Annotated in this window: 20 protein-coding genes; 4 read left to right on the top strand and 16 right to left on the bottom strand. The window is 63.6% G+C overall.

All coding sequences use genetic code 11. From position 1 onward, the window contains the following. Positions 1-17: 17 nt before the first annotated feature. The 10 genes from AC6I9R_RS10525 to AC6I9R_RS10480 form a co-directional block, all read right to left on the bottom strand. Positions 18-3,572, bottom strand: coding sequence for a hydantoinase B/oxoprolinase family protein (locus AC6I9R_RS10525; RefSeq protein WP_461425527.1), 3,555 nt, complete (start codon positions 3,570-3,572; stop codon positions 18-20). Positions 3,573-3,639: 67 nt separating this feature from the next. After that, on the bottom strand, positions 3,640-4,923 hold the full coding sequence (locus AC6I9R_RS10520) for a TRAP transporter large permease (RefSeq protein WP_461425526.1): 1,284 nt from the start codon (positions 4,921-4,923) through the stop codon (positions 3,640-3,642). Beyond that, a complete protein-coding gene (locus AC6I9R_RS10515; RefSeq protein ID WP_461425525.1) occupies positions 4,923-5,468 on the bottom strand; it encodes a TRAP transporter small permease subunit in 546 nt (181 codons plus the stop codon). The genes AC6I9R_RS10520 and AC6I9R_RS10515 overlap by 1 nt, the downstream gene beginning before the upstream one ends. Before the next feature lie 67 nt (positions 5,469-5,535). Next, the gene (locus AC6I9R_RS10510; protein WP_461425524.1) at positions 5,536-6,558 is read right to left on the bottom strand and encodes a TRAP transporter substrate-binding protein; all 1,023 of its coding nucleotides are present in this window, start codon (positions 6,556-6,558) and stop codon (positions 5,536-5,538) included. 19 nt (positions 6,559-6,577) lie between these two features. Continuing rightward, positions 6,578-7,378: a putative hydro-lyase gene (locus AC6I9R_RS10505; RefSeq protein WP_461425523.1), complete on the bottom strand. Its 801-nt coding sequence runs from the start codon at positions 7,376-7,378 to the stop codon at positions 6,578-6,580. A 95-nt stretch (positions 7,379-7,473) separates the two neighbouring features. Then, positions 7,474-8,352: a LysR family transcriptional regulator gene (locus AC6I9R_RS10500; protein ID WP_461425522.1), complete on the bottom strand. Its 879-nt coding sequence runs from the start codon at positions 8,350-8,352 to the stop codon at positions 7,474-7,476. Next, on the bottom strand, positions 8,342-10,954 hold the full coding sequence (locus AC6I9R_RS10495) for an AAA family ATPase (protein ID WP_461425521.1): 2,613 nt from the start codon (positions 10,952-10,954) through the stop codon (positions 8,342-8,344). Before AC6I9R_RS10495 ends, AC6I9R_RS10500 begins: the two co-directional genes overlap by 11 nt. Before the next feature lies 1 nt (position 10,955). Further along, on the bottom strand, positions 10,956-12,047 hold the full coding sequence (locus AC6I9R_RS10490; protein ID WP_461425520.1) for a metallophosphoesterase family protein: 1,092 nt from the start codon (positions 12,045-12,047) through the stop codon (positions 10,956-10,958). 15 nt (positions 12,048-12,062) lie between these two features. Further along, positions 12,063-12,962 (bottom strand): sugar kinase, encoded by a 900-nt coding sequence (locus tag AC6I9R_RS10485; RefSeq protein ID WP_461425519.1) that lies wholly within the window; start codon positions 12,960-12,962, stop codon positions 12,063-12,065. A 193-nt stretch (positions 12,963-13,155) separates the two neighbouring features. Beyond that, positions 13,156-14,922: a putative bifunctional diguanylate cyclase/phosphodiesterase gene (locus tag AC6I9R_RS10480; RefSeq protein WP_461425518.1), complete on the bottom strand. Its 1,767-nt coding sequence runs from the start codon at positions 14,920-14,922 to the stop codon at positions 13,156-13,158. Positions 14,923-15,209: 287 nt separating this feature from the next. On the opposite strand from AC6I9R_RS10480, the gene AC6I9R_RS10475 reads away from it, so the two are divergent. Further along, positions 15,210-16,361, top strand: a complete 1,152-nt coding sequence (locus tag AC6I9R_RS10475; RefSeq protein ID WP_461425517.1) for a cytochrome P450 — start codon at positions 15,210-15,212, stop codon at positions 16,359-16,361. On the opposite strand, the gene eutC is transcribed toward AC6I9R_RS10475, so the two are convergent. After that, positions 16,358-17,101: an ethanolamine ammonia-lyase subunit EutC gene (gene eutC, locus AC6I9R_RS10470; RefSeq protein WP_461425516.1), complete on the bottom strand. Its 744-nt coding sequence runs from the start codon at positions 17,099-17,101 to the stop codon at positions 16,358-16,360. The genes AC6I9R_RS10475 and eutC overlap by 4 nt on opposite strands. After that, complete coding sequence (locus AC6I9R_RS10465; protein ID WP_461425515.1) at positions 17,098-18,474, bottom strand: ethanolamine ammonia-lyase subunit EutB; 1,377 nt, start codon at positions 18,472-18,474, stop codon at positions 17,098-17,100. Before AC6I9R_RS10465 ends, eutC begins: the two co-directional genes overlap by 4 nt. Positions 18,475-18,602: 128 nt before the next feature. On the opposite strand from AC6I9R_RS10465, the gene AC6I9R_RS10460 reads away from it, so the two are divergent. Continuing rightward, complete coding sequence (locus AC6I9R_RS10460) at positions 18,603-19,970, top strand: DUF3179 domain-containing (seleno)protein (RefSeq protein WP_461425514.1); 1,368 nt, start codon at positions 18,603-18,605, stop codon at positions 19,968-19,970. Between the two features lie 10 nt (positions 19,971-19,980). Here the strand turns inward: AC6I9R_RS10460 and AC6I9R_RS10455 are convergent, their stop codons facing one another. Together AC6I9R_RS10455 and AC6I9R_RS10450 are read right to left on the bottom strand one after the other, a co-directional pair. Then, positions 19,981-20,589 (bottom strand): DJ-1/PfpI family protein, encoded by a 609-nt coding sequence (locus tag AC6I9R_RS10455; RefSeq protein WP_461425513.1) that lies wholly within the window; start codon positions 20,587-20,589, stop codon positions 19,981-19,983. Further along, the gene (locus tag AC6I9R_RS10450; RefSeq protein WP_461425512.1) at positions 20,586-20,846 is read right to left on the bottom strand and encodes a DUF1272 domain-containing protein; all 261 of its coding nucleotides are present in this window, start codon (positions 20,844-20,846) and stop codon (positions 20,586-20,588) included. Before AC6I9R_RS10450 ends, AC6I9R_RS10455 begins: the two co-directional genes overlap by 4 nt. A 68-nt stretch (positions 20,847-20,914) precedes the next feature. Here AC6I9R_RS10450 and AC6I9R_RS10445 point away from each other — a divergent pair, with 68 nt between their 5' ends. After that, complete coding sequence (locus AC6I9R_RS10445) at positions 20,915-21,904, top strand: GlxA family transcriptional regulator (RefSeq protein WP_461425511.1); 990 nt, start codon at positions 20,915-20,917, stop codon at positions 21,902-21,904. Positions 21,905-22,049: 145 nt separating this feature from the next. Further along, a complete protein-coding gene (locus tag AC6I9R_RS10440) occupies positions 22,050-24,239 on the top strand; it encodes a Hint domain-containing protein (RefSeq protein ID WP_461425510.1) in 2,190 nt (729 codons plus the stop codon). Positions 24,240-24,386: 147 nt separating this feature from the next. Here the strand turns inward: AC6I9R_RS10440 and AC6I9R_RS10435 are convergent, their stop codons facing one another. Both AC6I9R_RS10435 and argH read right to left on the bottom strand, forming a co-directional pair. Beyond that, complete coding sequence (locus AC6I9R_RS10435) at positions 24,387-25,451, bottom strand: ABC transporter ATP-binding protein (protein ID WP_461425509.1); 1,065 nt, start codon at positions 25,449-25,451, stop codon at positions 24,387-24,389. Beyond that, positions 25,448-26,968 (bottom strand): argininosuccinate lyase, encoded by a 1,521-nt coding sequence (gene argH / locus AC6I9R_RS10430; protein ID WP_461425508.1) that lies wholly within the window; start codon positions 26,966-26,968, stop codon positions 25,448-25,450. The genes AC6I9R_RS10435 and argH overlap by 4 nt, the downstream gene beginning before the upstream one ends. Positions 26,969-26,985 lie beyond the last annotated feature (17 nt).

The following is a 26,985-nucleotide window of genomic DNA, read 5'->3' as shown; positions in this document are numbered from 1 at the left end:
TGCACTCGGGCCCTGCGTCAGGCCACGCCGAACCCACCACCGCCCGGCGTGTGCATGGTGAAGACGTCACCCGGTGCCAGCTCGGCCTGATCATTGCCGCGCAGCTCAAGTCGTGTGCCATCGGCACGGGTCACGAGGTTTTCGCCCACCCCGCCCGGCCCACCGCCCGCCATCCCGTGGGGCGGCACCTTCCGGTGTGACGACAGAACCGTGACCGTCATCGCCTCGTTGAACCGCAACCGCCGGGTGATCCCTTCCCCACCGCGCCAGCGCCCCTGCCCGCCCGAACCTTCGCGGACCCGGAATTCCTCCACCCGCACCGGAAACCGCGTCTCCAGCACTTCGGGGTCGGTCATCCGGGTGTTGGTCATGTGCGAATGCACGGCAGAAGTGCCGTGGAAGCCATCCCCCGCGCCGGTGCCGCCGCAAATCGTCTCGTAATTCTGAAAACGCGCATTGCCGTAGACGAAATTGTTCATCGTCCCCTGACTTCCTGCAATCACCCCGAGCGCGCCGTAAAGCGTGTCGGCAATCGCCTGGCTCACCTCAGTATTGCCCGAGATCACAGCCGCGGGCGGCAAGGGATTGATCATCGAGCCTTCCGGCACGATCAGGTTCAACGGCTTCAGGCACCCCTCATTCATCGGGATGTCGCTGCCCACCAACGTGCGGAAAACGTAAAGAACCACCGCCCGGCATATCGCCAACGGCGCGTTGTAGTTGAACTCGGACTGCGGGCTTGTGCCGGTGAAGTCCAGCGTCGCGGAACGGCTTGATTTATCGACAGAAATCTTGACCTTCACCTGAGCGCCCGTATCCAACGGATAGGTGAATTCACTGTCCTTCAACACGTCCAGCACGCGGCGCACGCTCTCCTCCGCGTTGTCCTGAACGTGGCCCATATAGGCGTGGATCGTCTGCAACCCGAACTGCGCCGTGATCTTGCGCAGCTCTTCCGCGCCCGTCTCATTGGCGGCGATCTGCGCCGCAAGGTCGGCCATGTTCTCCTCGATGTTGCGGCAAGGATATTGGCCCGAGGCCAGAAGACGGCGCGTTTCGGCGTCCCGCAAGGTGCCTTCTTGCACAAGAAGGAAGTTGTCGATGACAACGCCCTCTTCCTCAATCACCCGACTGTCCGGCGGCGCGGAGCCCGGCGTTTTGCCCCCGATATCCGCGTGGTGCCCCCGAGAGGCGACGGTGTAGGCGATGCGGTCGCCGTGGAAAACGGGCGTAATAACAGTCACATCGGGCAGATGGGTGCCGCCGTTGAAGGGGTTGTTCATCATGAAGACATCGCCGGGCTTGATGCGCCCCTCATTGGCCTTCAGGACCGTGCGCACAGATTCCGACATCGACCCAAGGTGCACCGGGACATGGGGCGCATTGGCCACCAGATCGCCGTTCTCGTCGAAAATGGCGCAGGAAAAGTCCAGCCTTTCCTTGATGTTAACCGAGTACGCCGTATTGGCGAGCGTCGCGCCCATCTGCTCCGCGATGGACATGAAAAGGTTGTTGAACACCTCCAGCATCACCGGATCGACCTGCGTGCCAATGGCTTCCGCCCGTTCCAGCGGGCGGGTGCGTTCCAGTATAAGATTGCCCCCCTGCGCCACGGTCGCGCGCCAATCAGCCTCAATCATATTGGTGCCCGTCGGCTCCGTCAGGATCGCGGGTCCGTCCACGGATTGCCCGAGGCTCAGTGTCATGCGGTCGACCAGCGGGATGTCGTGCCACACCCCGTTCGAGACGCATCGCACCGGGGTTTCCTGGCGCTGCGTGGCGACCGGGTCGGGCATTGAAACCGCCTCCCCGGTTTCGCCCACCGCCTCGGCCACCAAGACGTCGAGCAGCAGGTCCGAGGTGTCCGGCGCAAAGCCGAAGCGTTGTTTGTGGGCCGTCGCGAAAGCCTCGGTCATGATGTCAGCCGTTCCAAAGGGCACCGAAAGGCTCTGCTGCGCGCCGCGCGGGCGGATATGGGCGGTCTGCACGACGTGGATGTCAGCATCGGCCAGCCCCTGCGCGGCAACTTCGGCGCGCGCGGTGGCTGACAAAGACGCCATCGCGGCGCTTGCATCCTGGGCAATCGGCGCGCCCAACTGCTGTTCCTTCATGGTCCGAATGTCGGCCAGCCCCATGCCGAACGCCGAGAGAACGCCCGCAAAGGGGTGGATGAAAATCCGTTCCATTCCAAGGGCATCGGCCACAAGGCAGGCGTGTTGCCCGCCCGCGCCGCCAAAGCAGTTCATCGTGTATTTCGTTACGTCATAGCCGCGCTGAACGCTGATTTTCTTAATCGCGTTAGCCATGTTTTCCACGGCAATCCGCAGAAACCCCTCAGCCAGATCCTCAACGCTTTTCTCGGTCCCGATCTCGGCCCGCAGCGCCTCGAACTTCCGGCGCACGACGTCCGCGTCCAGCGGCAGGTCCGCGTCCGGCCCGAATACCGCGGGAAAATGCGCGGGCTGAAGCTTGCCCAACAAAACGTTGCAATCGGTCACCGTCAGGGGCCCGCCCCGGCGGTACGCAGCCGGCCCCGGGTTCGCGCCCGCGCTTTCCGGCCCCACCTGCATTCGCCCATCCTGGTAGGACAGGATCGAGCCGCCGCCCGCCGCCACCGTGTGGATCGACATCATCGGCGCGCGCATCCGCACGCCCGCGACCTCGGTCTCGAAGCTGCGTTCATACTCGCCCGCGTAGTGGCAGACGTCCGTGGACGTGCCGCCCATGTCGAAGCCGATCAGCTTGTCGTAGCCAAGCTCTGCCGCCGTGCGCACCATCCCCACGACGCCCCCCGCAGGTCCCGAAAGGATCGCGTCGCGGCCATGGAACATCGACGCATCCGTCAATCCGCCGTTCGATTGCATGAACATCAACCGCGCGTCGCTCGCCAAGGCTCCAGCCACCTGATCCACGTAACGCCTTAGAATCGGAGACAAATACGCATCGACCACCGCCGTGTCGCCGCGCCCGACCAGTTTGATCAAAGGCGACGCCTGATGACTGAGCGAGATCTGCGTGAACCCGATCTCACGCGCGATTTCGCCCAACTGCACCTCATGATCGTTGAAACGGTAGGAGTGCATCAGCGCAATCGCGACAGAGCGATAGCCCGCGTCAAACGCCCCCTGCAGGTCGGCCCGCGCCCGCGCCTCATCCAGCGGCGTGATGACTTCCCCGTCCGCCGCAAGCCGCTCCGTCACTTCCACTGCATCCTCATAGAGCAGTTCCGGCAGCTCGATATTCAGGTCGAACAGACGCGGCCGGTTCTGGTATCCGATCCGCAGAAGGTCGCGCTGACCTTGCGTGATCAGCAGAAGCGTCCGCTCCCCCTTCCGCTCCAGCAGCGCGTTCGTGGCCACGGTCGTGCCCATCTTAACGGCGTTAACCATGCCCTCGGGAAACGCCTCATCGCGTCCCAACCCCAGCAACTCCCGGATCCCGTGGACGGCGGCGTCGGCATAAACCTCGGGGTTTTCCGACAGCAATTTGTGGGTGCGCAGCGCCCCCTCGGGCGTTTTGGCGACGATGTCGGTGAAGGTTCCCCCCCGGTCGACCCAGAATTGCCATGCCATGTCAGTTCTCCTCCATTTGCGGGCCGCCCGAGGCGTCCGCAGTCCATGTCTTAACGGTGTTAACGGGTTATTGAAGCGCGTTTGGCAGCCAGAGCGCGATTTGCGGGAAGGCGATCAGCAAGAACGCCATGGCGAGCATCACGAGGGCAAACGGAATCGCCCCCAGCATCACCTCGTTCAAGGACCCCGATTTTCGCGCGCCTTGAACGACGTAAAGGTTCAGGCCCACCGGCGGCGTGATCAGCGCCATCTCGATCAGTACGATCATCAGGATACCGAACCAGATCGCATCGTAGCCCTGCGCCAGGACCATCGGCACGATGATCGGAATGGTTACCACCATTAACGAAAGCGTCTCGATAAAGAAGCCGAGCACAATATACAGCACCACGACCGCCATGATGAAGCCGAAGGGCCCCAGGCCCAGGCCTTCCATGAACTCGGTCAATTCCCGCCCCAATCCGGCGGAAGCCAGGGTGAAGTTCAAAAACGACGCGCCGATGATGATCAGCATGATCATGCAGGTGATTTTCAACGTGCCCAAAAGCGCGTCTCGCATCATCGCCAAAGACATGCCGCCCGCCACTGTCGCGATGATCAGCGCGCCCGCCACGCCCACCGCCGCGGCCTCCGTCGGGGTGGCCCACCCGCGATAGATCGAGCCTACGATTAACCCGAACAGCACCAGGATCGGCAGCAGATCTATTAACGCCCTTAACACTTGCGGAAACGGGAAAGTGCGCCGCACCCCACCCAACTCGGGCCGGATCAGGCAAATGATCGCGGCGACGGCCATGAACGACAGCGCCAGCAATATGCCTGGGATCAGCCCCGCCAAAAACAGCTGCGGGATCGAGGATTGGGTGAGGAAACCGAAGACGATCAGGTTGATCGACGGTGGGATCATGATGCCCAAAGTGCCCCCCGCCGCGATGGCGCCCGAGAACAGTTTTGGGTCATATCCCAGCTTTTCCGCCTGGGGCATGGCGACCGTCGCAACCGTCGCCGCCGTCGCCACGGAAGAGCCCGACGTGGCCGAAAACATCGTCGCCGTCGCCACATTGGCGTGGACCAAGCCGCCCGGCAGCCAACTGACCCAACGGTCCAACGCGGCGTAGGTTTTGGTCGCGACGCCGGAGCGGACCAGCACCTCGCCCAGAAGCACAAAGAACGGGATCGCGATCAACGTGGCCGAGTTCGAAGAGGTCCAAACCATGTTCCCCAAAGCGCGTGACAATGGGAAGTTGGAGAAGAACTGATCCACCCCAAACCCCAGCAAAAACAACACGATACCGACCGGGATCGACAGGGCCAACAGCCCCAGAAGACCGACTGAAATATAGGTAACCATCAGAGGCTGTCCTGTTCTGCGAAGGCGCCCACGAAGGGCTCGGTTTCGGCAAATCGGCCTTTCACGACCAGGCTCAGCGTGCACAATGTGACGAGGCACGACATCACCGCGAACCAGACCCAGCCCGCGAACCACGGCGCCTGCACCCAGATCAGCGGCGTCTCCAGCGGCGTGTTGGCGCGCGACCCGTTGGTGATCGCCCGCTCCACCACCGGCCAGGCCTTCACCGCGATGGCCACGACGACGCCCGACATGGCGACCATCGCCAGCAGATCGAACAGCGCCTTCGCCGTCGTCCCGGTGCGGGTGCGCAGCAGGTCGATGCGCACGTGCCCCAGCTCCAGCAGCGCGTAAGACATGCCCCAAGCGGTTGCCAGCGCCATGGTGTAGCCCGCGATCTCATCGGTGCCGCCGAAGCCCTCGCCAACCTGCCGCAGGAGGATGTCGAGCACGACAAATCCCGCCACGCAAAGGACACCCACGCCCACGATAAGCGCAATCGCGCGGTTGAGCCGCCGCAGCCGGTCGATCAAAGCCAGTTCCATGGTTATGGTTTCCTTTCAGAGGGTTAGACGGGTGCTCAAGCTTGAGCACCCGCGCAAGCCCATGGATTTACTCGATCGTGACGCCCACGACTTGGCCGACGGAGGCGTTCCAACGCTCGGCCCAATCGCCGCCCGCCCGCTCGGCCCAATCGGGCAGAACGGTGGAGGTCAGCACGTCGCGGGCGCGGGCGAAATCGGCCTCCGAGGCCTCCACCAGAACCATGTCGCGCGCGTCGCCCGCGGGGCAGTCGCCGTTGCCGGTGAGGCAGGCGATATCGTTGACCAAAGCGTCCTGAGCCGAGGCCCAGGCCGGGTCCTCAAACCCGCTGACGATCTCGGACCGGACGGTGGCCTGCTGCTCTTCCGAGAGGCCATTCCAGGTGTCGAGGTTCATCGCCGTCACGACGCTGTCCCAGCCGCCAAGCGGGATCGGCAGAAGGTGTGTCGAGACCTCCCACCAGCCCGCCGAATAGCCCGATCCGGCGCCCGTCACGGCGCAATCCACGACGCCGTTTTGCAGCGCGCCGGGAACCTCGGAGAAGGACACGTTCACACCCTCGGCGCCCAATGCCTCCAGCAACAGCGCGGTCATCCGGCCCGAGGCGCGGATTTGCAGACCTTCCAGATCGTCCAACCCGGTGATCTCTGCGTTGCAGAAAACGACCTGCGGCGGGTACGGCGCGATGGCCAGCACCTCGGCGTTGAAGCGGTCCCGGAAAATGTCCGAAACCATCGGCCGCGCGGCGTCGACCATGGCGCGCGCTTCGTCCGCCGTCAGGGCCAGAAGCGGCACGTCGAGGCCTTCCAACTCCGGCGCGTCACCCACCGCATAATCGCCCACGGTCATCGCGACATCGTAAACGCCCTGGCCCAGAAGCGGGTAGATCTCGGACAGGCCCAGGCCCATCTGGTTGTGCGTGGTCAGTTCCACATTGAAGCCCGCGGCGGTCATCGTCTCGGTCCAAAACGGCGCCTCGTATTGGCCGTGCAGTGGCAGGCCAGACCAGCTGCCCACGACGGACAGATCTTGGGCGTGCGCCGCGCCCGTCAAGGCGGTCGAGGCTGCAAGGATCGCTGTAAAGTGTTTCATGTTCTTCTCCATGTTGGTGTTATTGTTGGTAAATCGGGGTTTCAGCGTCCTCGGCCACATCCGAGATCAGCATATGGCCGGGGGAATGGGTTATGCAGAGCGGCAAGCGCGCATCGAGCAGCACGTTCTGCGGGGTGACGCCGCACGCCCAATAGACCGGCACTTCGCCGGGTTTGACGGCCACTGCATCCCCGTAATCGGGCATCGAAAGGTCTTGGATGCCCAACGCGCGCGGGTCGCCCGTGGCAATCGGGGCCCCGTGGGCTTGGGGAAATTTGGCGCTTATCGCGTGGGCTCTGTCCACCATCGCTTCCGGGATCGGGCGCATCGTCACGACCATATGGCCGGTGAACGGCCCGGCGGAGACGAGGGGGATGTTGGTACGGAACATGGGCACATTTACCCCGTCCTCGATGTGGCGCACGGGAATGCCCGCATGGATCAGCGCGTTCTCGAAAGTGAAGGAACACCCCAGCGCGACGGTCACCAAGTCGTCGCGCCACAAATCGTTAATGTCGTTAACCTCAGCGCTCAGGATGCCATCGCGGAAGATGCGGTAGCGGGGCACGTCGGTGCGGATATCGATATCTCGCCCGAGGGTCGGCAGCATCGGATCACCGGTCTCGCTGACGCCCACAACGGGGCACGGCTTTGGGTTGCGCTGACAAAACCGCAGAAAGTCGAGCGCATGGACGGCTGGCAAGATCGCGAGGTTACACTGAAGCTTGCCCGGCGCCATGCCCGAAGTATGGCCCGTGAACGCGCCGGACCGAATGCTGGCGCGGATCGCCGCGGCGTCTGGCATGTGTTGCGCTGTCATCGAGGCCCCCTTAACGGCTCGATGAAGCTTCACATGGGTGGCGTGTTTAAATCAAATTATCATTTTGTATATGTTGTGATAGATATTTTGGATGCCTAAGTCGGGTGTTCCACGTGCCACCGCTCAGCCACGTCACGCGCAATCTCGGCGCTGTTCTCGACCAGGAAACTACGGGGCTCCGCCAGGTAGGACGCGGTAAATTCCAAGGGGGAAAGGGGGAGATCGGGGTCGAATTCCACCACCTGTCCTTCCTTCAGAAACGGGGTCGCCAGCACCCGGGGGTAAGGCCCGACGGCGATGCCCGCCGCGATCATCCGCAGGCTCGCGGACAGCGATGCGGAGGAGAATACCCGCATCTTTGGCCCCACGCGGCGTGCCAGCTCGCTCGTCAATTCGCGGTGCGGGCGGGTCTTGGAGGAGTAGGAGATCACCGGGATCTCAGCGAGGTTAACGTCGTTAAGATGTGCCGCGCGGTACCAATGCAAGTCGAACTGCGGCAGCGCGACATTCTTGACCGAGAACTCGGAGATCGGCCCCATCAGAAACACGAGATCCAACCGACGCTCGACCAATGCGTCGCGCAAAGCGCCCGAGATATCGACCGTCAGATCCACGTTCACCCGGGGGTAAGCCGCTGAGAACGCAAGAAGAAATTCAGGCAACCAGGCCTGGGCGATGGTCTCGGAGGCACCAATCCGAAACAGCCCTTCGGTCTCGGCGGCGTTGCCAACGCGGTTCTTGATCTCTTCTTCCACGAACAGCATCTGCTCGGCATAGGCCAACAGTTGCTGGCCATGTTTGGTCAGGATCAACTGCCCGGGCCCACGCTCGAACAGCGACACCTGCAGTTCATCTTCAAGGTTGGAGATCCGGGTTGAGACGGCGGGTTGCGACAGGTTCAGCCGGTCCGAGGCCTTGCGAAACCCGCCCAGGCGCGCGACCCAGAGGAAGGTGCGGATCTGCTCAAAGGTCACGGATCGTGACCTCGGGCCGCGTGCCGCCCAGTTGCAAAAACGCCAAGGTGCGACAGGTGAAAACGAGGATCTGCTGATCCTCAGCCACACGGGTTAACGCCGTAAACATTTTCATGATCCGCCCGTCATCCGAGTAGACCAGCGCGTCATCCAGCACGATGGGCATGTGCCGCCCCTGCCCTCGAAAAAGCCGCGCGAAGGCCAGCCGGGTGAGGATCGCAATCTGCTCCTGCGTGCCGCCGGACAGGTGATCTAGCCGCTCCTCCGTCTGCTCGCGGGAAAGGCCTGCGGGCAGCAGGCTGTCGCTATCGAATTGAAGCCCGGCATCATCGTAAACGATCGAAAGAAGTGGCTTAAGCTCTTCCTGGACCGGGCCGAAGTACGTGTCCTGCGCCGCCGTGCGTTCGGCCTCCAGAGCCGATTGCAAGCGAGTCAGGGCGGCGGCTTTGGAGGCAAAACGAGCCCCCTGGGCACGGGCCGTTTCCAGCTCTCCGGCCAAGGTGTCACGGGTTTCTTCCACGCCGGCTTCGGCCAGGGCGTGGATCTCTGCCGACAGCGCGGCGATGCGCACGCGCAGGGTTTGCATCTGCCCGTCGGCGGCGCTTTGCGCCTCCTGCGCGCGGGTCAGTTCGGCCTTGGCTGTGACCAAATCGGGGGCTTGGGCGCGCAGGTCCGCGAGAGTGCGGGCGGTGTCTGTCAGCGCTTCGGCGGCCTGGGCCTCGGCTCGGATTAAATCGGTCCGCAGGGTATCGCGCCCTTCCTCGGGCCCGGCCTCCGCCTCCGCCTTTTGCACCGCCAATTTCGCCCCCTGCTCTGCCGCCTGCGCCCGGATCGCCGCCTCGCGCGCGGCGGCGGCGGCGGCCTCACTGCGCTCCAAGGCCGCCTGCGCCGTCGAATCGGCGGCCCGGGCCTGAGACAGGGCCGTTTCCAAGACCTCCGGCGCAGGCATCGGCGCGGTGTCCGCCCCTTCTGCCGCCAGATCAGCCGAGGCTTTTTCGGCGCGCAACTTTTCCGTGCCGTTGGGCGCCAAGGTCTTCAGGATCGCGTCCCCCGTCTCCCGCTCCTGAACCGCGCGGGCACGGCGCGCGGCCAGTTCCCGGGCCTCCTGCACCGACCCCACCGCGGCGCTGGCCAACAGCGCATCACGGGCGCGCTCGCTTTGCGCGAGGTCCGCGTCTCCGGCGTCTGGCACCTGCAGAACCACCGTACCGATCCCGGGTATTGTTAACTTTGTTGGGCCGCGCAACGCGACGTCTTCTTCGCCCGGTAGAGGCGCCCCATCGCGTGTGATCCGGGCCTCGCCCGAGTAGGAAATTCGCAGAGAAGCAGAGCGCAGGGCAACCGCTGCGGATTGCACGGCGACGGCATTTTCGGCCTGCTCAACCTGGCTTAACCACTCCGGCGTGGCCGGTGATGCCTTCGCGTAGGCCGCAGCGGCGTCCCTTCTTTTCTGAGCTTCTTCAATCTGTTGCAATTGTTTCTTCAAGTCATCTGAACGCGCCAAGGCGGCGCGCGCCGCCAGCTGAGCCCGCGCGGCTTCCTGATCCGCCTGCGCCTTGGCGACCTCGGCCTCCGTGTGGGACTTGGCCGCGCGTGCTTCCGCCAAAACCGCGTCAAGGCGCGTGCTTTCGACGGTTGCTTGGGCGGCGGCTTCACCGGTTTTCTCCGCCGTGCCCCGCGCCACCGTTAACGCCTCAGTAGCCGACAAGAACCTGTCCAGCCGCCCTCGCGCGGCCTGCGCCTCAATCTGCGCCAGGCGGTGGCTCTGCTCGGCCCGCTCGATGCGGCCTGCGTGGGCCTTGGCCTCGGCGAAGGCGTCTTGCGCCAAGCTCAATGCTTGCGCGCGGGCGGCTTTTGCTTCGGCCAGATCCAAGGTGGCCAGCTGGGTTTCAGCGTCTTTGCGGCCCGTCAGCGCGGCGGATAGCTTGTTGATCTGGGCGTCCAGCGCCGACAGATTTTGCTCCATATCGGCGATATCGCTGATCAATGTGCGCCAGGCGCCCGTCGGTTTGCCGGTCGCAGTGACCAGCCCCTTCAGCTCTTCCGCGACGCGTTTCATCACCCGGTCCATGCGCCGCCCGCCGGTCATCGTGTCGATCTCGCCGCTGACCGACGACAGCAAATCACGTCGTGTTTCCAATTGCTTGAGCGTCTCAGTCTTCCCCTCCGCCTCCAGCCCCGTGACGCCCTGGCGCACCCACAGCAGGCCCGCCGGGCCGTTCTTGTCAGAGCCCAGAACATCCAAGAGCCAGCGCTCAGCCTCGTCGTCCTGGGCGAGCACGGTCTCTGCGGGCAACCGCAGGATACGGGCCGCGCCACCGGATTTCAGGAACGTCTTTTCCACCCGGAACGTGCCCGCGTCGGTCTCGATCTCGGCGGCGATCTCGACACCGCCCTTGGCGTAGGGTTGCAGGCTTTTCACCTGTTTGGCGGCAGAGCTGTATTTGTCGAAAAACAGCGCGTGGAGCGCATCAAAGAAGGTCGATTTGCCGAATTCATTGGCCTCGGACACCACCGTGATGCCGTCGCCGATCCCGGTGATGGAGGCGCGCTGGCCCGCAAATTTGCGCACATTGCCAAGGTGGAGGGCGCGCAGGCGCATCTTAGGCCTCCTCGACGTAGGAGAAAAGCAGCGACAGGGCCGCCTGCGCCGTGGCGCGGTCCGCTGGCGCAAGATCGGTGTCGTCGGCCTCAGCCGCCAGGGCCTCTGCCGCCGCCCGCAACGCGCCCTGGCGGTCGATCCGGTCCAGGTCCGAGGTGTCATGGATCAGCGCTAACCCCTCCAGATTGGCCTCTGCCCAGAGAAAATCCGGGGCGGCTTGGGCGAAGTCGGCCTCAATCCACTGGCGCAGGGCCGGACGGGCACGGCCCGAAAGGGTTAACGCCATTAAGGTTTGAGCGCGAGCCTCGGATGGAAGTGCGATTGTTTCCTCCTCTCCCATTAGCTCGACCTCGATCGCGCGCCAAATCATCCGGGCCGTCGGATGCGACGTCACCGATACACGCGCCCCATCGACTTCCACAAGAAGCGCCGAGGGCGTGGCCGCGTGCTTGAAGCTATCAGCCTCAGGCGTGCCGGAATACCACGTGTTTTCATTGACTTGCAGCTGGCCATGCCAATCGCCCAACCCCAGATACGCAAGGCCCGCGTCGCGCGCGCGGTCGGGCGACAGGATCGAGGCGCCGCCCTCTTCCGAAGAAAAGCCCCGGATCGAGCCATGGGCCAACCCGATGCGGGACGCATCGCCGGTTGCGGCGTCCATGAACCATTCCGTCAGGTCGCGGCCGGGATGGCGTTCTGTGGGCGGCGCGGGCAAGAGCACGACGCCATCGGCCAGGTCCACCGGTGCTGCATCCAACAGCGCCTGCACGTTGTCCGGCGCATCGCGCGTAAACGTGCGCCACAACTCGGACGCGTTCACATGATCATGGTTGCCCGGCATCACCCACCAGGTGATGTCGTAGGCCTCTTTCATCGCGTTGATCGCGCCGCGAATGACCTTGGGGGCCGCGTTCAACTTGTCGAAGGTGTCGCCCGCCAGCAGCACATCGCGCGCCCCGTTGTCGCGGGCGATCCCGGCCAACGTTCCGATCACCTCCAGCCGGGCCTGTTGCAGGCGCACGCGCACATCCTCAGGATACGTCCCGAAAGATTTCCCGAGGTGCAGGTCAGAGGAATGGATGAACCGAAACACGCGCGCCCCCTTGGCTCAGGTGACGCTGTCCACCAACGCGCCCCGGGCCTGGATCACCTGGCCCGAGACGGCACAGGCGGCTGCGACAGCCTCTGCGGGGGATTTTCCAGCGATTAGGTTGGCCAAAAAGCCCGCGTTAAAGCTGTCGCCCGCCGCCGTAGTATCGACCAACTCGCCCACGGGCGGAGGCGTCACGACGCCCGCCTCTCCGCCGCAGGAGAAATGCACATCGCCGCCGCCGTTCTTGACCACAACGCTGGTGGCACCCGCCGACAGGTAGCGCGCGACCGTCGCAGAGGGGTCCTTGTCCCCGAAGTGATGGGCTTCCTCATCAAACGACGGCAGCACGATTTCCGAGCTTAGCGCGGCCTCCATGATCGCGCCGCGCATCTCGTCCGGGTCACTCCAGAGCCGTTCGCGAATGTTAGGGTCAAACGCCACGACCGCGCCGCCGGCCTGCGCCTCGGAGATGGCATCAAACAGGACTTCGCGCCCCTCTTCCGACAGGATCGCAAGGGTGATGCCGCTGAAAAACACGATGTCCGCACCTTGAAGCGACTTGGTCAACTGCTCTTCATCGTCGGCCAGCGTGCGGGCGGCCGAGGTGTCGCGCCAATAGTGGAAGGCGCGTTCGCCGTCCGTCAGCTCGATCAGGTAAAGGCCAAGGCCCCGGTCCGGGCGGCGCGCCATATGCTGGGTCCCAACGCCCGCCTTTGCCGCGAACGACAGGAAGCTGTCCGAGATACTGTCGGTGCCGATGGCCGTCAGAAACTCCACCTGCCAGCCCGGCGCGAGGCGCGCCAGATACCAAGCCGTGTTGAAGGTATCGCCCGCAAACGACATCTCAAAGCTCGTCTCGGTGCCCGCAGGCGCCAGTTCCACCATGCATTCGCCGATTGAAACCACCCGCGTCATCGCGCGGCCTTATGAGATTTCGGGGGGGTGAAGGGCTGGCGCATCAATTTCTCCGCTAGGCTGAGGCAGGGGGATCGGCGGCAGCTTGCGAAAATCCGGCGGGAAAGACCAGTGCGGATCGGTCGTGTTCGTGGGGGAGTGGGAATGCACCCGACGTCAGGGGGTTTGCGCCTCCACGCGTTGCTTCGTCGCGTCACGCGCGGCGTTGGGACAATCCATCTTGGGCGCGGGCCAGAACGGCGGTGAACGCATCGGCGGGCATGGGGCGTTGCAGCGTGTAGCCTTGCAAGACATCACAGTCCACGTCGCGAATAGCCGCCAGTTGCAGCCCGCTTTCCAAGCCTTCAATCGCCACGTTTGCCCCGGCCAGCCGGGCGATGCGCGACAGGGATTGCAGCGTTTCGACCTGGCGCGGATTGCTCTCCAGCGGTGCGATCAGGCTTCGGTCGATCTTCACCTGATCCGGCTGGATCGTCTGCAGCGCGGCGACAGAGGAATGGCCGGACCCGAAATCATCCAGCTCGATCCGCAGGCCAAGATCCCGAAGTCCGGTCAGCGTCATGGCCAGGGCGTCGTCGATTGTGTCTAGGAACGCCGTCTCCAGCAGTTCCAGCGAGATCCTGTGGTGGCGTTCCAGGGCGGCGCGGGCCATGGCGAGCAGGCCGGGCGCGCGCAACCGCGCGGGCGAGGTGTTGACCGACACGATGGGGAAGGTAATGCCCGCCTCACACCACGCCGTCTGTTGGCCCGCCACAATGTCGAACACACGCGCGTCCACCTCGTGCAGCAGCCCCGCCCGGGCTGCCTGGGGAAGGAACGCATCGGGGGCCAGAACGCCGCGTTTGGGACAATGCCACCGTACCAATGCCTCGGCGCCCACGATATCGAGGGTGCGGGCATCGAATTGCGGTTGATAATAACAGACCAATTCATCGGCCTTGAAGATATCACCGCGTTGCTCCCGGATCATCGCGGGGGCGCTGGCAGCCATGTCCGCGTGGTAACCTTTGTAGCCCGATCGCCCGTCCTTCTTGGCCGCATAAAGGGCGGCGTCGGCGTTGATGAACACCTCTGACGGGTTGCGCGGAGGGCCCTTGCCAACGGCATAGCCGATGCTGGCACTGACGGTGCAATCCTGCCCGCCGAACGACAATGGGGCGGCGCAGGCACGCACCAATGCCTCACAAAGCGCAATGATCTTCTCCTCCGTCGGGGCCTTTTCAAACAACACCGCGAACTCGTCCCCGCCCACGCGAAACGTCGTGCCAAGACGCCCGATCACCCGCACCAGCGCCGCTGCGATCGAGACGAGCACGTGATCGCCCGCAAGATGGCCCAGACGATCATTGACCTGTTTGAAGTGATCCAGATCCACATGCATCACGCAGTATTCGTCCGTCGCCGACAGGCGATTGAACAGCGCCCGCGTCATCTCATCTAGGCCGCGCCGGTTTCCCAGACCCGTCAGGGCGTCATGGCGCGCATCGTATTTCAGTTGGTGCTGCGCTTTCTGAAGTTCCTCTGCCCGCAGGTAATCCTTGGTGACGTCGATGTTGACGCCGATCAGCCGGCTGGGTTGGCCGGGGCTGACGACACTGCGCGCGAGGCTGCGAATGTGACGAATGCCGCCATCTTCGCGCAGGATCCTGTAGTCGCGCCGGAAATCCGTGTTCTCGGCCTTGCACTTCTCGGCGTAGGCAAGGGTCGATTCTAGGTCATCGGGGTGCAGATGGCTTTCCCAGAAGTCATCGGGGCGGATGTTTTTGCCATCCTCGATCCCGTAGATCTCCAGCATCCGGTCATCCCAATGGACCTGGCCTGTGGCTTCATCGAACTCCCAAACCCCCATTTGCGAGGCTTCAAAGGCCAATTGAAGCTTCTCCGCCACTTTGTGGAGGTCGGCGCTGGCAGCGCGCAGGTCCAATTTGTCACTTTTGTCGGGGATAGCGTGCCTCGTCATCGGATCGTCTTGGCCAGTTTTGAACATGACTTTGGCGGTATGCCTACCAAAAACTCTTGCCGGTCGCGTTAACAGATCCGCCCGCTTTGCAAGAAGTCCGGCAATCTCCCCAACAAAGTGGCCTTGATTTGTCTTGGATTGGAAGCAGTATCGACCCGACAGACAGCACGGCGCAGTATGGCTCGTCATATGGTCTTTGCTTCCGGCCCCCTTCCCCGCAGAATGTCGTTCGAGTTCTCTGCTGAAAGGAAGAAGCCCTGTCCCTTCCGAACCCGCCCCCCTGCGACGTGGATTTCTACAGCGACAACAACGTGGCGGACCCCGTCCCGGCGTACAGGAAGATGCTGTCCCATGGCCCCGTCGTCTGGCTGCCGCGCAACGGGCTTTTTGCTATTTGCGGGCACGGAGCGCTGACGGCCGCGCTGCGCAACACGCGTGTCTTTGCCTCGGGCAAGGGTGTTTCGGTCAATGAAGACGTGAACGCGCGGCTCATTGGCAGCACGCTCAACTCCGACCCACCGCAACACGATGTCACCCGCGCCATTACCTTTGCACCTTTGACGCCCAAGGCGCTGCAAGCGGTCCGCGACCGGGTTGAGTTCGAAGCCCGGGTGATTGCCGAGCGCGTCACCGCCCAAGGCAGTTTCGACGCGGCGGCAGAGCTGGCGCCCTACCTGCCCCTAAGAGTCGTGCGCGACCTCGTGGGGCTGAGCGGTGAAGGCAAGGAGAACATGCTGGAATGGGGGGCTGCCACCTTCGAACTGATGGGCGACCCGAGGGAGCGGCGGGCAGCCGCCTGGGACGGGATGCGCGCCCTGCGCGCCTACCTCGACGATCCCGCAACGCTTGACGCGCTGTCGCCGGGGGGCATGGCCAACCAGGCAATGCGGCGCGGGTTGGCACAGGGCATGGACGTCCAGAAAGCCACCGCCTTGATGCGCGACTACATCGCCCCCAGCCTCGACACGACGATTTCGGCCATCGGCTACGCCATGATGCTGTTTGCTCAGCACCCGGAGGAGTGGGCGAGGCTGCGCGAGGATCGCACGTTGGTAAAGAACGCCATTGAAGAGGTCGTGCGCCTGAACACCCCGATCAAGGCGTTCTCACGCTATATCACCGAGGATACGGAGGTCGCGGGGTTTGCCCTGCCCCAGGGCAAACGCGTCCTGATGGTTTACGGTGCCGCCAACAGGGATCCGGCGCAGTTCGTGGACCCGGACCGCTTCGATATCACCCGCACCACGCGCGGCCACGTGGGCTTTGGCCACGGCGTCCATGCCTGCCTCGGCATGCATCTGGCGCGGTTAGAGATGACGTGCCTGTTCAATGCCCTGGCCGACCGGATCGAACGGTTCGAGTTGGCAGGGCCAATCGTGCCCGCGATCAACAGCACGATCCATGCCCTGGCAAGCGTGCCGGTTCGCATCACCGCTTAATCGTCGGTGATCGCCCCGCCCTGCAAAGCAGTGTTCAGGGCCACACCGCTGCCGCCGAAATCGCGCATCGCAAGGATCAGCCCCTCTGCCGTTTGTGCCGCCTCGGCGACGGACAATCCGGCCTCGCGGATGTTGGACAAACAGTTGCGCGCACTGTCCGGGGTGGCGTCAGAGGGGCGGTGCGTGATGTAGACGCCCAGGCTGTCGGCCGCGGAAAGGCCCGGCCGCTCTCCCAACGCCATGACGATGGTCTGCGCGCCCATCGCCCGCGCAATATCGTCCCCAAGCGCCACGCGGGCCTGGCGGGCAAGGATCACCGGGCCGAAGCTGAGCGCGCGCGCGGTCAGCCGTTCCGCCAAAGCCGTGATGAAGGCCGCGCCGTTGAGCGCCACGGCGATAGCAGACAACCCGTCGCCCAGAACGAGCGCGACATCCGCCGGGTTCGCGCCGGAAATGCGCGCCCGGTCCTCTGGCGTCAGCCGACGCCCCAGATCCGGGCGACGAATGTAGGTGTCCCGCGTCCCCGCCGCGCTGGTCAGCACCTGATGCGGGAGCCCGGACTTCTCAAGACTGTGCGAGAGCCCTTCGACGTCCAACTCGGACAGGACCGCCTCCCGCGCCCGCGCATGGTCCAGCACGAAGGCCAGCGCGGTGCTCGTGTCTTGCGCGCGCTTGCGCGGACCCAGGCTCAGACGCGCCTGGGTGATCGATGCGAGGGGACCCGGGACCTGTTCGCTCATGCGCCCGGCAGCCTTAACTGCGCTAAGGCCGTTTCCAGCGATGGCAGGCTCACATCGGGCGAGCCGATGCCGTGGGCCGCCATCCAGGCCTCAAATTCCGGGGCCGGGGGGCGGCCCAGGGTGTCACGAATGAAATGGGCGTCGTGGAACGAAAGCGACTGGTAATTCAGCATGATGTCATCGGCGCCCGGCACGGTGATCACGAAGCTGACGCCCGCCGCCGCCAGCGTTGTCAGCAGGATATCCATATCCTCTTGGTCGGCGTAGGAATGGTTGGTGTAGCAGACGTCCACGCCCATCGGCAGACCCAGAAGCTTGCCGCAGAAATGATCCTCCAGGCCCGCGCGGATGATCTGCTTGCCGTCGGCCAGATACTCTGGCCCGATGAAGCCCACGACAGTGTTCACCAGTAACGGCCTGTAGCGGCGCGCGACGGCGTAGGCACGGGCCTCCATCGTTTGCTGGTCCATGCCGTGGTGGGCGTCCGCAGACAGCGCCGCGCCCTGCCCGGTCTCGAAGTACATCAGATTGGCGTCCGGGTCGGCGCGGCCCAACGCACGGACCGCCTCATGGGCCTCGTCCAGGATCTGAAGCGTGACGCCGAAGCCGTCGTTTGCCGCCGCAGAGCCCGCCACGGACTGGAACACCAGATCCACCGGCGCGCCGCGTTCCATCGCGCCCAATGCCGTGGTCACATGGCCGAGGCAACAGTGCTGCGTGGGGATGTTGAGCTGCACCCGGATCGCCTCCAGCACCTCGCAAACGCGGGTGTAATCCGCCACCGTGTCCTTGGCCGGGTTCACGCCGATCACCGCATCCCCTGCGCCGTGAAGCAGGCCGTCCAGAGCCGACAGCGCGATCCCGCGGCTGTCGTCCGTCGGGTGGTTGGGCTGATTGCGGGTCGAAAGCCGCCCCCGCAGACCGATGGTCGAGCGGAAGCGGGTCACAACCTCCACCTTCGCGGCAACGGCGATCAGATCCTGGGCCCGCATGATCTTGCTGACGGCGGCGACAATCTCGGGCGTCAGACCCCAGGCAATTGCGGCCAGCTCCTTGCCTTTGACGCTCGGGTCCAGAAGCCAATCGCGGAGATCCCCGACCGTCAGGGCGCTGATCGGGGCAAAGGCACCCGCGTCGTGCTGATCGGCGATCAGCGCCGTGACCGCGTCGCCGTCGACCTCCAGCACGTCGCCCAGAAAATCGCGCAGGGGCACGTCGGCCAGGCACATCTGCGCGGCCAACCGCTCCAACGGGCTGCCTGCGGCAAGGCCCGCCAGGTGATCCCCGCTCCGCTCGGGCGAGGCCTTGGCCAAGAGCTCCTTGAGCGAGGCGAAGGTGTGGCGCGTGCCGCTGATGTCTGATCGGTACCTCATGCGGCACAAGCCTAACCGCAAGTTGTCCCCAAAGAACAGGCTCACGCAGCTGTCATGCAAACGTGAAGCCGGATGCGGCGCAGTCGCCCTATGCTGCGGCCAGGACGCATAGGCTGGGGGACCCACAGATGACGACGCTTTTTCGACCGCTCTGGGGCGCGCTTGCCGCCTTGACTCTGCTTTGGGCGCCCTTGGCCCAGGCGCAGACGACTGAGCTGCCCGATTATGTCATCGCCGAGTTTGGCACGCCCCCCGCTGTGCCAGACGGCCCCCTGTCCGATGACCTCTATTCTGCCGTCACAGACCTTGTGGCCCTGGGCACCAACCAGCGCGACTGGGACCTGGCGGACCGCGCCGCGATGGAAACGATCGTCGCGGCGGGCGACCCGCGCGTGGCCTGGGCGCTGACCGACATGATGCGCTTTTCCTGGCGGCCCGAGTTCAATGCCGTCCTGACGGAAACGGTCCTTGCGCTACTGGATATCGAAGTCGACGGCTTCCACCACCGCAGCGAGGTGATCGATCATCTGATGGCCTGGGACATGCCCGCCTATGACGGCTATCTGGACCACAAGAGCACGATCTTCATGAACTTCATCCCCGGGTGGGAGCGGATCTTTACCGAAGGCGACATCGACTGGCATCTGGTGGATTGGGGCGGCGTGCTGATCGACGACCGCGCCTATGGCCGCTCGGACGAGACCTGCAACTGCATCCCCGCCGCCGACAATCCGCGCGTGACCTCCGCCGAGGAGGCGACGTGGCTTGACGACGACGATGTCGTCTTCGGCATCGTCATCAATGGAGAGGCCCGCGCCTATCCGCGTCGGATCATGGAAGTGCGCGAGATGGTCAACGACACCCTCGGCGGGCGCGATCTGGGCATTCCCTACTGCACCCTCTGCGGCGCGGCGCAGGCCTATTTCACCGATGAGATGCCCGTGGGGGTTGAACGGCCCATTCTGCGAACGACCGGCCTGCTGATCCGGTCCAACAAGGTGATGTATGACATCACGACCTGGTCGCTTTTCGACACCTTCACCGGGCGCGCCGTGACTGGGCCGCTGCTGGAGCGTGGCATCCAGTTGGAGCAAGCCACGGTCATCACCACTGAATGGGGCGCCTGGCGTGAGGCCTACCCCGAGACGACCGTGCTGGTCGAAGCCCTTGCCCTGGGCCGTGATTTCGACTTCCGCAATACCCGCGACGCCAATGGGCCCATCTTCCCCGTGGGCGACGTGGACCCGCGCCTGCCGATCCAGGAGGATGTGATCGGTGTGATCACCGCCTCGGGCCAGCCAATTGCCTTCCCCCGGGCCAGCGCGCTTCTGGCGCTGCGCAGCGGGGCCGAGATTGCGGTGGAGAACGTGCGGCTTGAGTTGGACGCCGGCGGGATCCGGGCCGTAGGCGCGGACGGGGCGGACCTGGGCAGCCACCAGGCGTTCTGGTTCGCCTGGTCGCAGTTCCACCCCGACACGCTGCTGTGGGAAGGTTAACGCCGTTAACCTATACCAACCCGGCCAGATGCGCGAAGGGGTCCCGGGCCGGGTCCTTCTGCCATTCATACTCGCACCCCAGTGCGATCCGGTCCGCGAGCGCCATGCCGAAGAGATCCGCCATGACCGCCAGCGCCATGTCCATGCCCGCTGACACGCCGGATGAAGTGTAGAACTTCCCGTCCTGCACCCAGCGCGCCTCTCGCACCCAATCCACCTTGGGCGCAAGCGGCACCGTGGCGATGAAGTCGCGCTTGTTGGTCGTCGCCCGCTTGCCGTCCAGCACGCCTGTCATGCCCAAGAGGATGGAGCCGGTGCAAACGGTCATCACCCGCTCGGCCCTTTCCGATACCTCCTGCAACCAGGCCACCAGCGCCGCATCGTCTGCCACCTCAATCGCCGTGTCGCCGCCCGGGATGAACAGAAGATCATAGTCCATTCCGCCCGCAATCGCGCGATCCGGCACGATCCGTTGGCCATGAACACTGGCAACGGGCTCAAGGGTTTGGGCGACGGTGATGATCTCCGTCTGCTCGCCCAAACCACCCAACATCTCCATCGGGCCGAAATAATCGAGGGTTTCGAACCCCTCAAACACCAGTGCTGCAAGGGTCTTCATAGGGCACCCTGAAGGTCGGCGCATTCCACGTGGGCCTTGTTGAACCGCTCGGTCGAGGCGGGGTATTTCGCCAAAAGTGCCGCCGGTCGGATCGGGCGGCGCAGAAGCTCTCCGCCGCAGTTCGGGCAGATGTGGTTGAAGCGTGTCGCGGCGCAATCGGCGCAGAAGGTGCATTCGAACGAGCAGCTGCGCGCCTGCGGGCTTTCGGGGGGCAGATCAGCGTCGCAGCATTCACAATTGGGTTTCAGGATCAGCATCTGTGGCCTCCGGATCGGGTGGTTATTGACCCTAGATTACCGCGATCACGATTGGCATAAAGGACAACATGACCTCTTTTTCTGCCAAATTCGTCCCCAAGACTGTCGTCTTCGTCGTCTACCCCGATTGCGTACTTTTGGATCTTGTCGGGCCGCTTCAGGTCTTCACCCATGCCCGCGCTACCCCCGACACCCCGAACGCCTACGCCACCCATGTGGTGTCGAAATCCGGCGGCGCTGTTGCCACCAACACCCTCCTGCAGATCGACACGACGCCCCTTGATGCGTGGCAAAACACACCGCTCCACACGCTCGTCATTGTCGGCGGTGACGGCGCCTATCCCGCCGCTGAGGATGCGGGATTCATAAGCCAGATCAAACACCTGGCGGGGAAGGCGCAACGGGTCTGCTCGGTTTGCTCCGGCGCCATCGTGCTGGCCGCTGCGGGCCTTTTGAATGGCCGCCGCGCCGTGACCCATTGGGAGGATTGCAGGCAATTGGCCGAAGGGTATCCGGCCGTAAATGTCGAGGTCGACCCGATCTACATCCGGGACGGCGCAGTCTGGACCTCGGCCGGGATCACGGCGGGAATCGACATGTCCCTGGCGATCATTGACGAGGACCTGGGCCCTGACGCGGCGATGGCCATGGCCCGTTCACTCGTCACCCCAATGGTCCGCTCGGGCGGGCAATCGCAGTTCAGCGCCGAGTTGGATCGGCAGGCGCGCGACACCCAGGGCCGTTTTGCGCCGCTGCACGGCTGGATCAGGGAAAACCTGCACCGCAAGATCACCGTCGAGGATATGGCGCGCGCCTGCGCCATGAGCCCGCGCAGCTTCGCGCGCCGCTACGCCCAGACCATGGGCACGCCGCCCGCCAAGGCGGTCGAGGCAATCCGCGTGGACCGCGCCCGAGATCTGCTTTCAGGCACGGACGACAGCATCCAGACCATCGCCACCCGCTGCGGGTTTGGCGACGCCGAGCGGATGCGCCGCGCCTTTGTGCGCCAGATCAACACCTCGCCCTCAGAGTTTCGCAAACAGTTCCAGTTGACCTGAATTCCGCGCCAAACCTTTTAAAATTTGCGACAGTTTTCCGCGCAGTTCTTGGCCGCGTTAACCGGATTTTTCAGGAGTCCCAGCTTCCTTGCCCCCAGACCGCCGCCCCGTGCGACGGCATCAGAATGGTGAAAAGGACGGCAGAATGGCGACGATGAACTCTGGCTTGGGCGGACCTGCGGGTTTCGGCGAAAACGTCTTTTCGACGAGCACCAAAGCACTCGGCAATAACGATGACGGGGCCGTCGAGATCGACGTCACGTCGGTTTTTTCAGGCGGGCTCGACTTTTTCGGCGGCAATTACACCGAGATCTACGTCAATTCCAACGGCGCAATCACCTTTGGCACCGCCGACAACAGCTTCAACCAGACGGGCTTTTCCGATTTCTCCGTGCCCACGCTGCTGCCCTTCTTCACCGACATCGACATCACAGAAGGCGGTGAGATCTATTGGGATTTCGACGCCACCAACGGCAAAATCACCATCACATGGGACGACGTCCAGGAATTCGGCGGCGGATCTGACAATTCGTTTCAAGTCGTCCTGACGGACACCGGCAGCGGCGATTTCAACGTCGAATACATCTACCAGGACATCAGTTTTGCCACCGCCGGCGGCTCGGACGCTGTCGCCGGGTTTACCGATGGCGCAGGCACCACCTATGCGCTGGAGTTCTCGGGCAACGCCAGCAACATGCTGAATTACGAGACCAATGACTTCGACAACGGCGATCCCAACGGCACGTTCTCTTTCGATGTGAACGACGGCATCGCGGAGGTTCTGGTTGTCGATGGCACCAGCGGCAATGACACGATGGGCGTGGGCTATACCGACGCGGACGGCGATCAGATCACCAGCGGTGATGATGCGATTGATGGCGGCGACGGGGCAGACACGATTGACGGCGGCGGGGGTGATGACCTGATTTGGGGCGGTGCCGGAAACGATTCCCTTTCCGGGGGCGACAGCACGGCGCCGAGCTATCAACAGGTCGTCTCGGGTGACAATTTCCAAGGCACCAGCGGCCAGGACTACTTCGAGTGGACCGCACCTGTCGGCGGCTCGGCCACCATCCGCTTCAACAACAGCCCCGGCGCCGGGGAAGGCGATGGCGTCGCCGATTACGTGCTGGTGTCCAACACCAATGACAGCGGCACCCTGACGATTGGGGACTTTGACCTCGGCATCGACAAGATCGTCCTGCAAGAGGATTACACCGGGATCAGCACCAGCTCTGGCAGCGGCTTCACCGACGTCACGCTGACCTACGCAAACGGAAACGAGCAAAGCTTCACGTTGTTCTACGACAGCGGCTCCTTCGATCCGGCAACCGTCTTTACCACGACGCCGCCCGGCGGCAGCAGCGCCGACACGATTGATGGCGGCACGGGCAATGACACGCTGGACGGCGGCACCGGCAATGACGTGCTTACCGGCGGGGATGGCGACGATACCTTCATTTATCAGACGGGCGATGGCCACGACACCATCACGGATTTCAACGCCGGCAACAGTGGCGGGCTGAACGACGGGTCCTCAACCAACAACGATTTCATCAATCTCGCGGGCTACTATGACAACCTGAAAGAGCTTTATGCCGACCAGGCCGATGACGGAATTCTCAACCAATCCAATACTCTAGATACCGAAGGTCAGGCGGTCGACTACACGAACAACACGCGCTTCGGCGCGGGCAATTCCCTGACCTTCACCGGCGCCACCGCCGATGATGGAACCTTCACCCAGGAAAACACCGGCGTCGTCTGTTTCACCTCGGGCACCGCCATTCGCACGCCGCGGGGCGATGTCCTGATCGACGATCTGCGCGTCGGCGATCTGGTCTGCACCATGGACAACGGCCCCCAGCCGATCCAGTGGATCGGGCGGCGCGCGCTGGATACCGCGGCCTTGCGCGCCAAGCCGACCCTGCGGCCCGTGCTAATCCCCAAAGGCGTGCTCGGGGTCGCGCGCGATCTGTTGGTCTCGCGTCAACATGGGATGCTGCTTGACCGGGACACGCTGGCGCGCGCGGTGCATCTGTGCGGCGGCCCGCCGGGCATCCGTATCGCCAACGGGAAACGGCAGGTGACCTACGTCCACCTGATGTTCGAGGCGCACCAGATCATCTTTGCCGAGGACGCTCCCAGCGAAAGCTTCTACCCCGGCCCGATGGCGATGCAGATGATGGGCCTGGCCCCGCGCCTGGAACTGCTGGACCTGTTCCCCGCGCTCAAGGACATCACTCGCCAAACGCCCCCCGAAGATGCCTACGGCGCCCTGGCCCGCAAATTCATGCGGCGGCGCGAGTTAACGCAACGGCTCAAAAGCGCCTAGGTTTGTGGGCTGAGATCGAGCCCAAGGTCGGTGGAAAAGCCCTCGTCACCCGCGCTGGGATTGCAGCTCTCTTCTTTGAATGCCCTCTGCTTGGTGTTGTCGGGCGCCTAAGGGAACAAGTTACCAATGGCCGGACTGGCGCCTCGGTCAGGCGCCCATCGACAGCCGTCGACCGGTGTTTGCATCGAACGGATGCGCGGTCTCCGGCGCAAACCCAAGATGGATCGTGTCGCCCGGCTTGGGTGGCGTGCGCCCCGACGCAGTCGCAGTCAACTCGGTCCCATCAACATCCACATAGACAAGCGTTTCCGAGCCAAGCGGCTCTGCGACCGAGACGGTGCCGGTCAGGAAGGTGTCGCCGTCCGCCGTCAGGTCCTCAGGCCGGATGCCAAGATGAATCGCCTCACCCTCCGGGGCAGATAACCCCGGAAGATCAAAGGCATGTCCGTTCTTCAGTCGCACACCGGACCCGGTGCTTTCCACGGGTAAAAGGTTCATGGCGGGCGCCCCGATGAACTGCGCGACAAAGGTATTGGCAGGCGTGTGATAGACCTCGGCCGGGGTGCCGATCTGCTGAATGTGGCCGTCCTTCATGATCACGATACGGTCGGCCATGGTCATGGCCTCAACCTGATCGTGGGTCACGAACACCATCATCCGGCCCATACTGGCGTGGAGTTTCTTGATCTCCAACCGCATCTGCGTGCGCAGTTGCGCGTCTAGGTTCGACAACGGCTCATCAAACAGGAACACCGCCGGGTCACGCACCATCGCGCGGCCAATCGCGACCCGCTGGCGCTGCCCGCCCGAAAGCTGCGCGGGTTTACGTTCAAGAAGGTCTGTCATGTCGAGGATACCCGCAACCTCTTCAATCCGCGCGTTTTTTTCGGCTTTCGACAGCTTGGATGTCTTCAGCCCAAAGCCAATGTTCCGGCGCACCGACATATGCGGATAAATGGCGTAATTCTGGAACACCATCGCGATATTGCGCTCTTTCGGCTCCAGATTGTTCACCACACGCCCGCCGATCTCGATGGTGCCGGATGTGACCTCTTCCAGACCCGCGATCATCCTGAGCGTGGTGGACTTCCCACATCCCGACGGCCCCACCAACACGACGAATTCGCCGGGTGCCACGGTCAGATTGATCGCGTGCAGCACCTCGGTGTCACCATATCGTTTGACAAGGTCGCTCAGGATCAGGTCGGTCATCGGGGGCCTTTCAGGAGGGCATCAAAAGCGGTGTTCAAGGTGGTTTCGGCAGCGGCACGCCGTTGAAGTGATACTTCAAGATCGCTCAATAAAGCGCTGATATTGCTTTGATATGTTTGGAAGGCTGCATCCAGCGCGCCCGGCGCAGGGCCACCCGTCCGGTCCCGGCGCGCAACGAAACTGCGCGCGTCCACCGCCGTGGCGAAGCCGCTTTCATCAAGCTTGGGCGCCCGGCCCATTGCCGCTTCAAAGGCCTGCGAGAAGGCGGCGTAGCCGCCGCGGAGGGGCTGAGCGTCAGCGATCACTGCACGAGATGTTTTTGCCGCGATATCATGGGCTTGCCTGAAGCTCAGCCCCTCGTCACGCACCAATGTATCGGCCAATTCGGTAATGGTGATGCAAGCCGCGTCCGTGGTCCGCGCCACCCGGTCCGCGTTGATCGAGCACGCTGGCAGGAAAGCCGTCAGCAGATCAAGAACGCGTCCCGCATGATCAAACGCGCCATAGCCCGCTTGCTGCACCTCTCCCTCGCTATCATTCATATCTGTGAACGGCGTGTTGTGCATCGCATTTATCATTGTATCACAACGGCTTGCCGCAACGGAGGCGAGATGGCGCAGATGTTCAATCGGCACCGGGTTACGCTTCTGCGGCATGATGGAGCTGATCTGCACAAGGCTGCGCGGAACGTGCAATTGTCCAACCTCAAACGCCGACCAGAAAGCCATATCCTGCACCACGCGGCCCAGATGGACCATCGGAAGTTTCAGCGCAGAGTAGAGGCCCGTGACATAATCCACCCCGGCGATGCAACCGTAGGAGTTCACCTTAACCGATTGAAAACCCAACAATTCCGCCATCCGTTCCCGATCAATCGGAAAGCCCGACGTGGTGATCGCTGCCGCCCCCATGGGGCAATGATCGACGTGGTGGATCGCCCCTTGCAGGCGTTTCGCGTCGGACAGCAGCACCTCGATCACGGCAGACAAGTAATGCCCGAAGGTGGAGGGCTGTGCCGGTTGGCCATGGGTATAAGCGACGATAAGCGTATCCCTCTCGGCTTTCGCCTTATCCAGAAGGGCTTGCGCGAGGGTGATCATGCGCCCCAAGGCCTCCTCGGCCCGTGCGCGCAGGGCCATCTTGAACATGGTATGGTCCATGTCGTTGCGGGACCGGGCGGTATGCAACGAACCGCCCAGATCCCCTAAGCGGGCGCGTAGTTCCGCCTCGACCAGGAAAAACCAATCCTCGTGTTCGCCGGTGTATTCAAGGGTTTCTCGGTCGACGTTCATCTTGATATCGACCATCGCGCTGGCGATGGCCGCGCCATCTTCGCGGACCAAAATCCCCGTCTCCACCAGCATCACAAGATGCGCGCGGTTGATCGTGTCCATGTGGTCCGCGAAGTGAGTCTTCACGCCCTCAAACAGAGGGGCAAGGACCGTGTCGCGGTAAGTTGGGTCCGGGAAAACGGAGGTGTCCCGGGGCTCCGCCCGTTCGCGGCTTGAAAGATCCACTGGACCTTTCACCGGCT

The organism is Gymnodinialimonas sp. (assembly GCF_059726805.1).
This window is presented reverse-complemented; position numbering and strand designations above follow the sequence as displayed.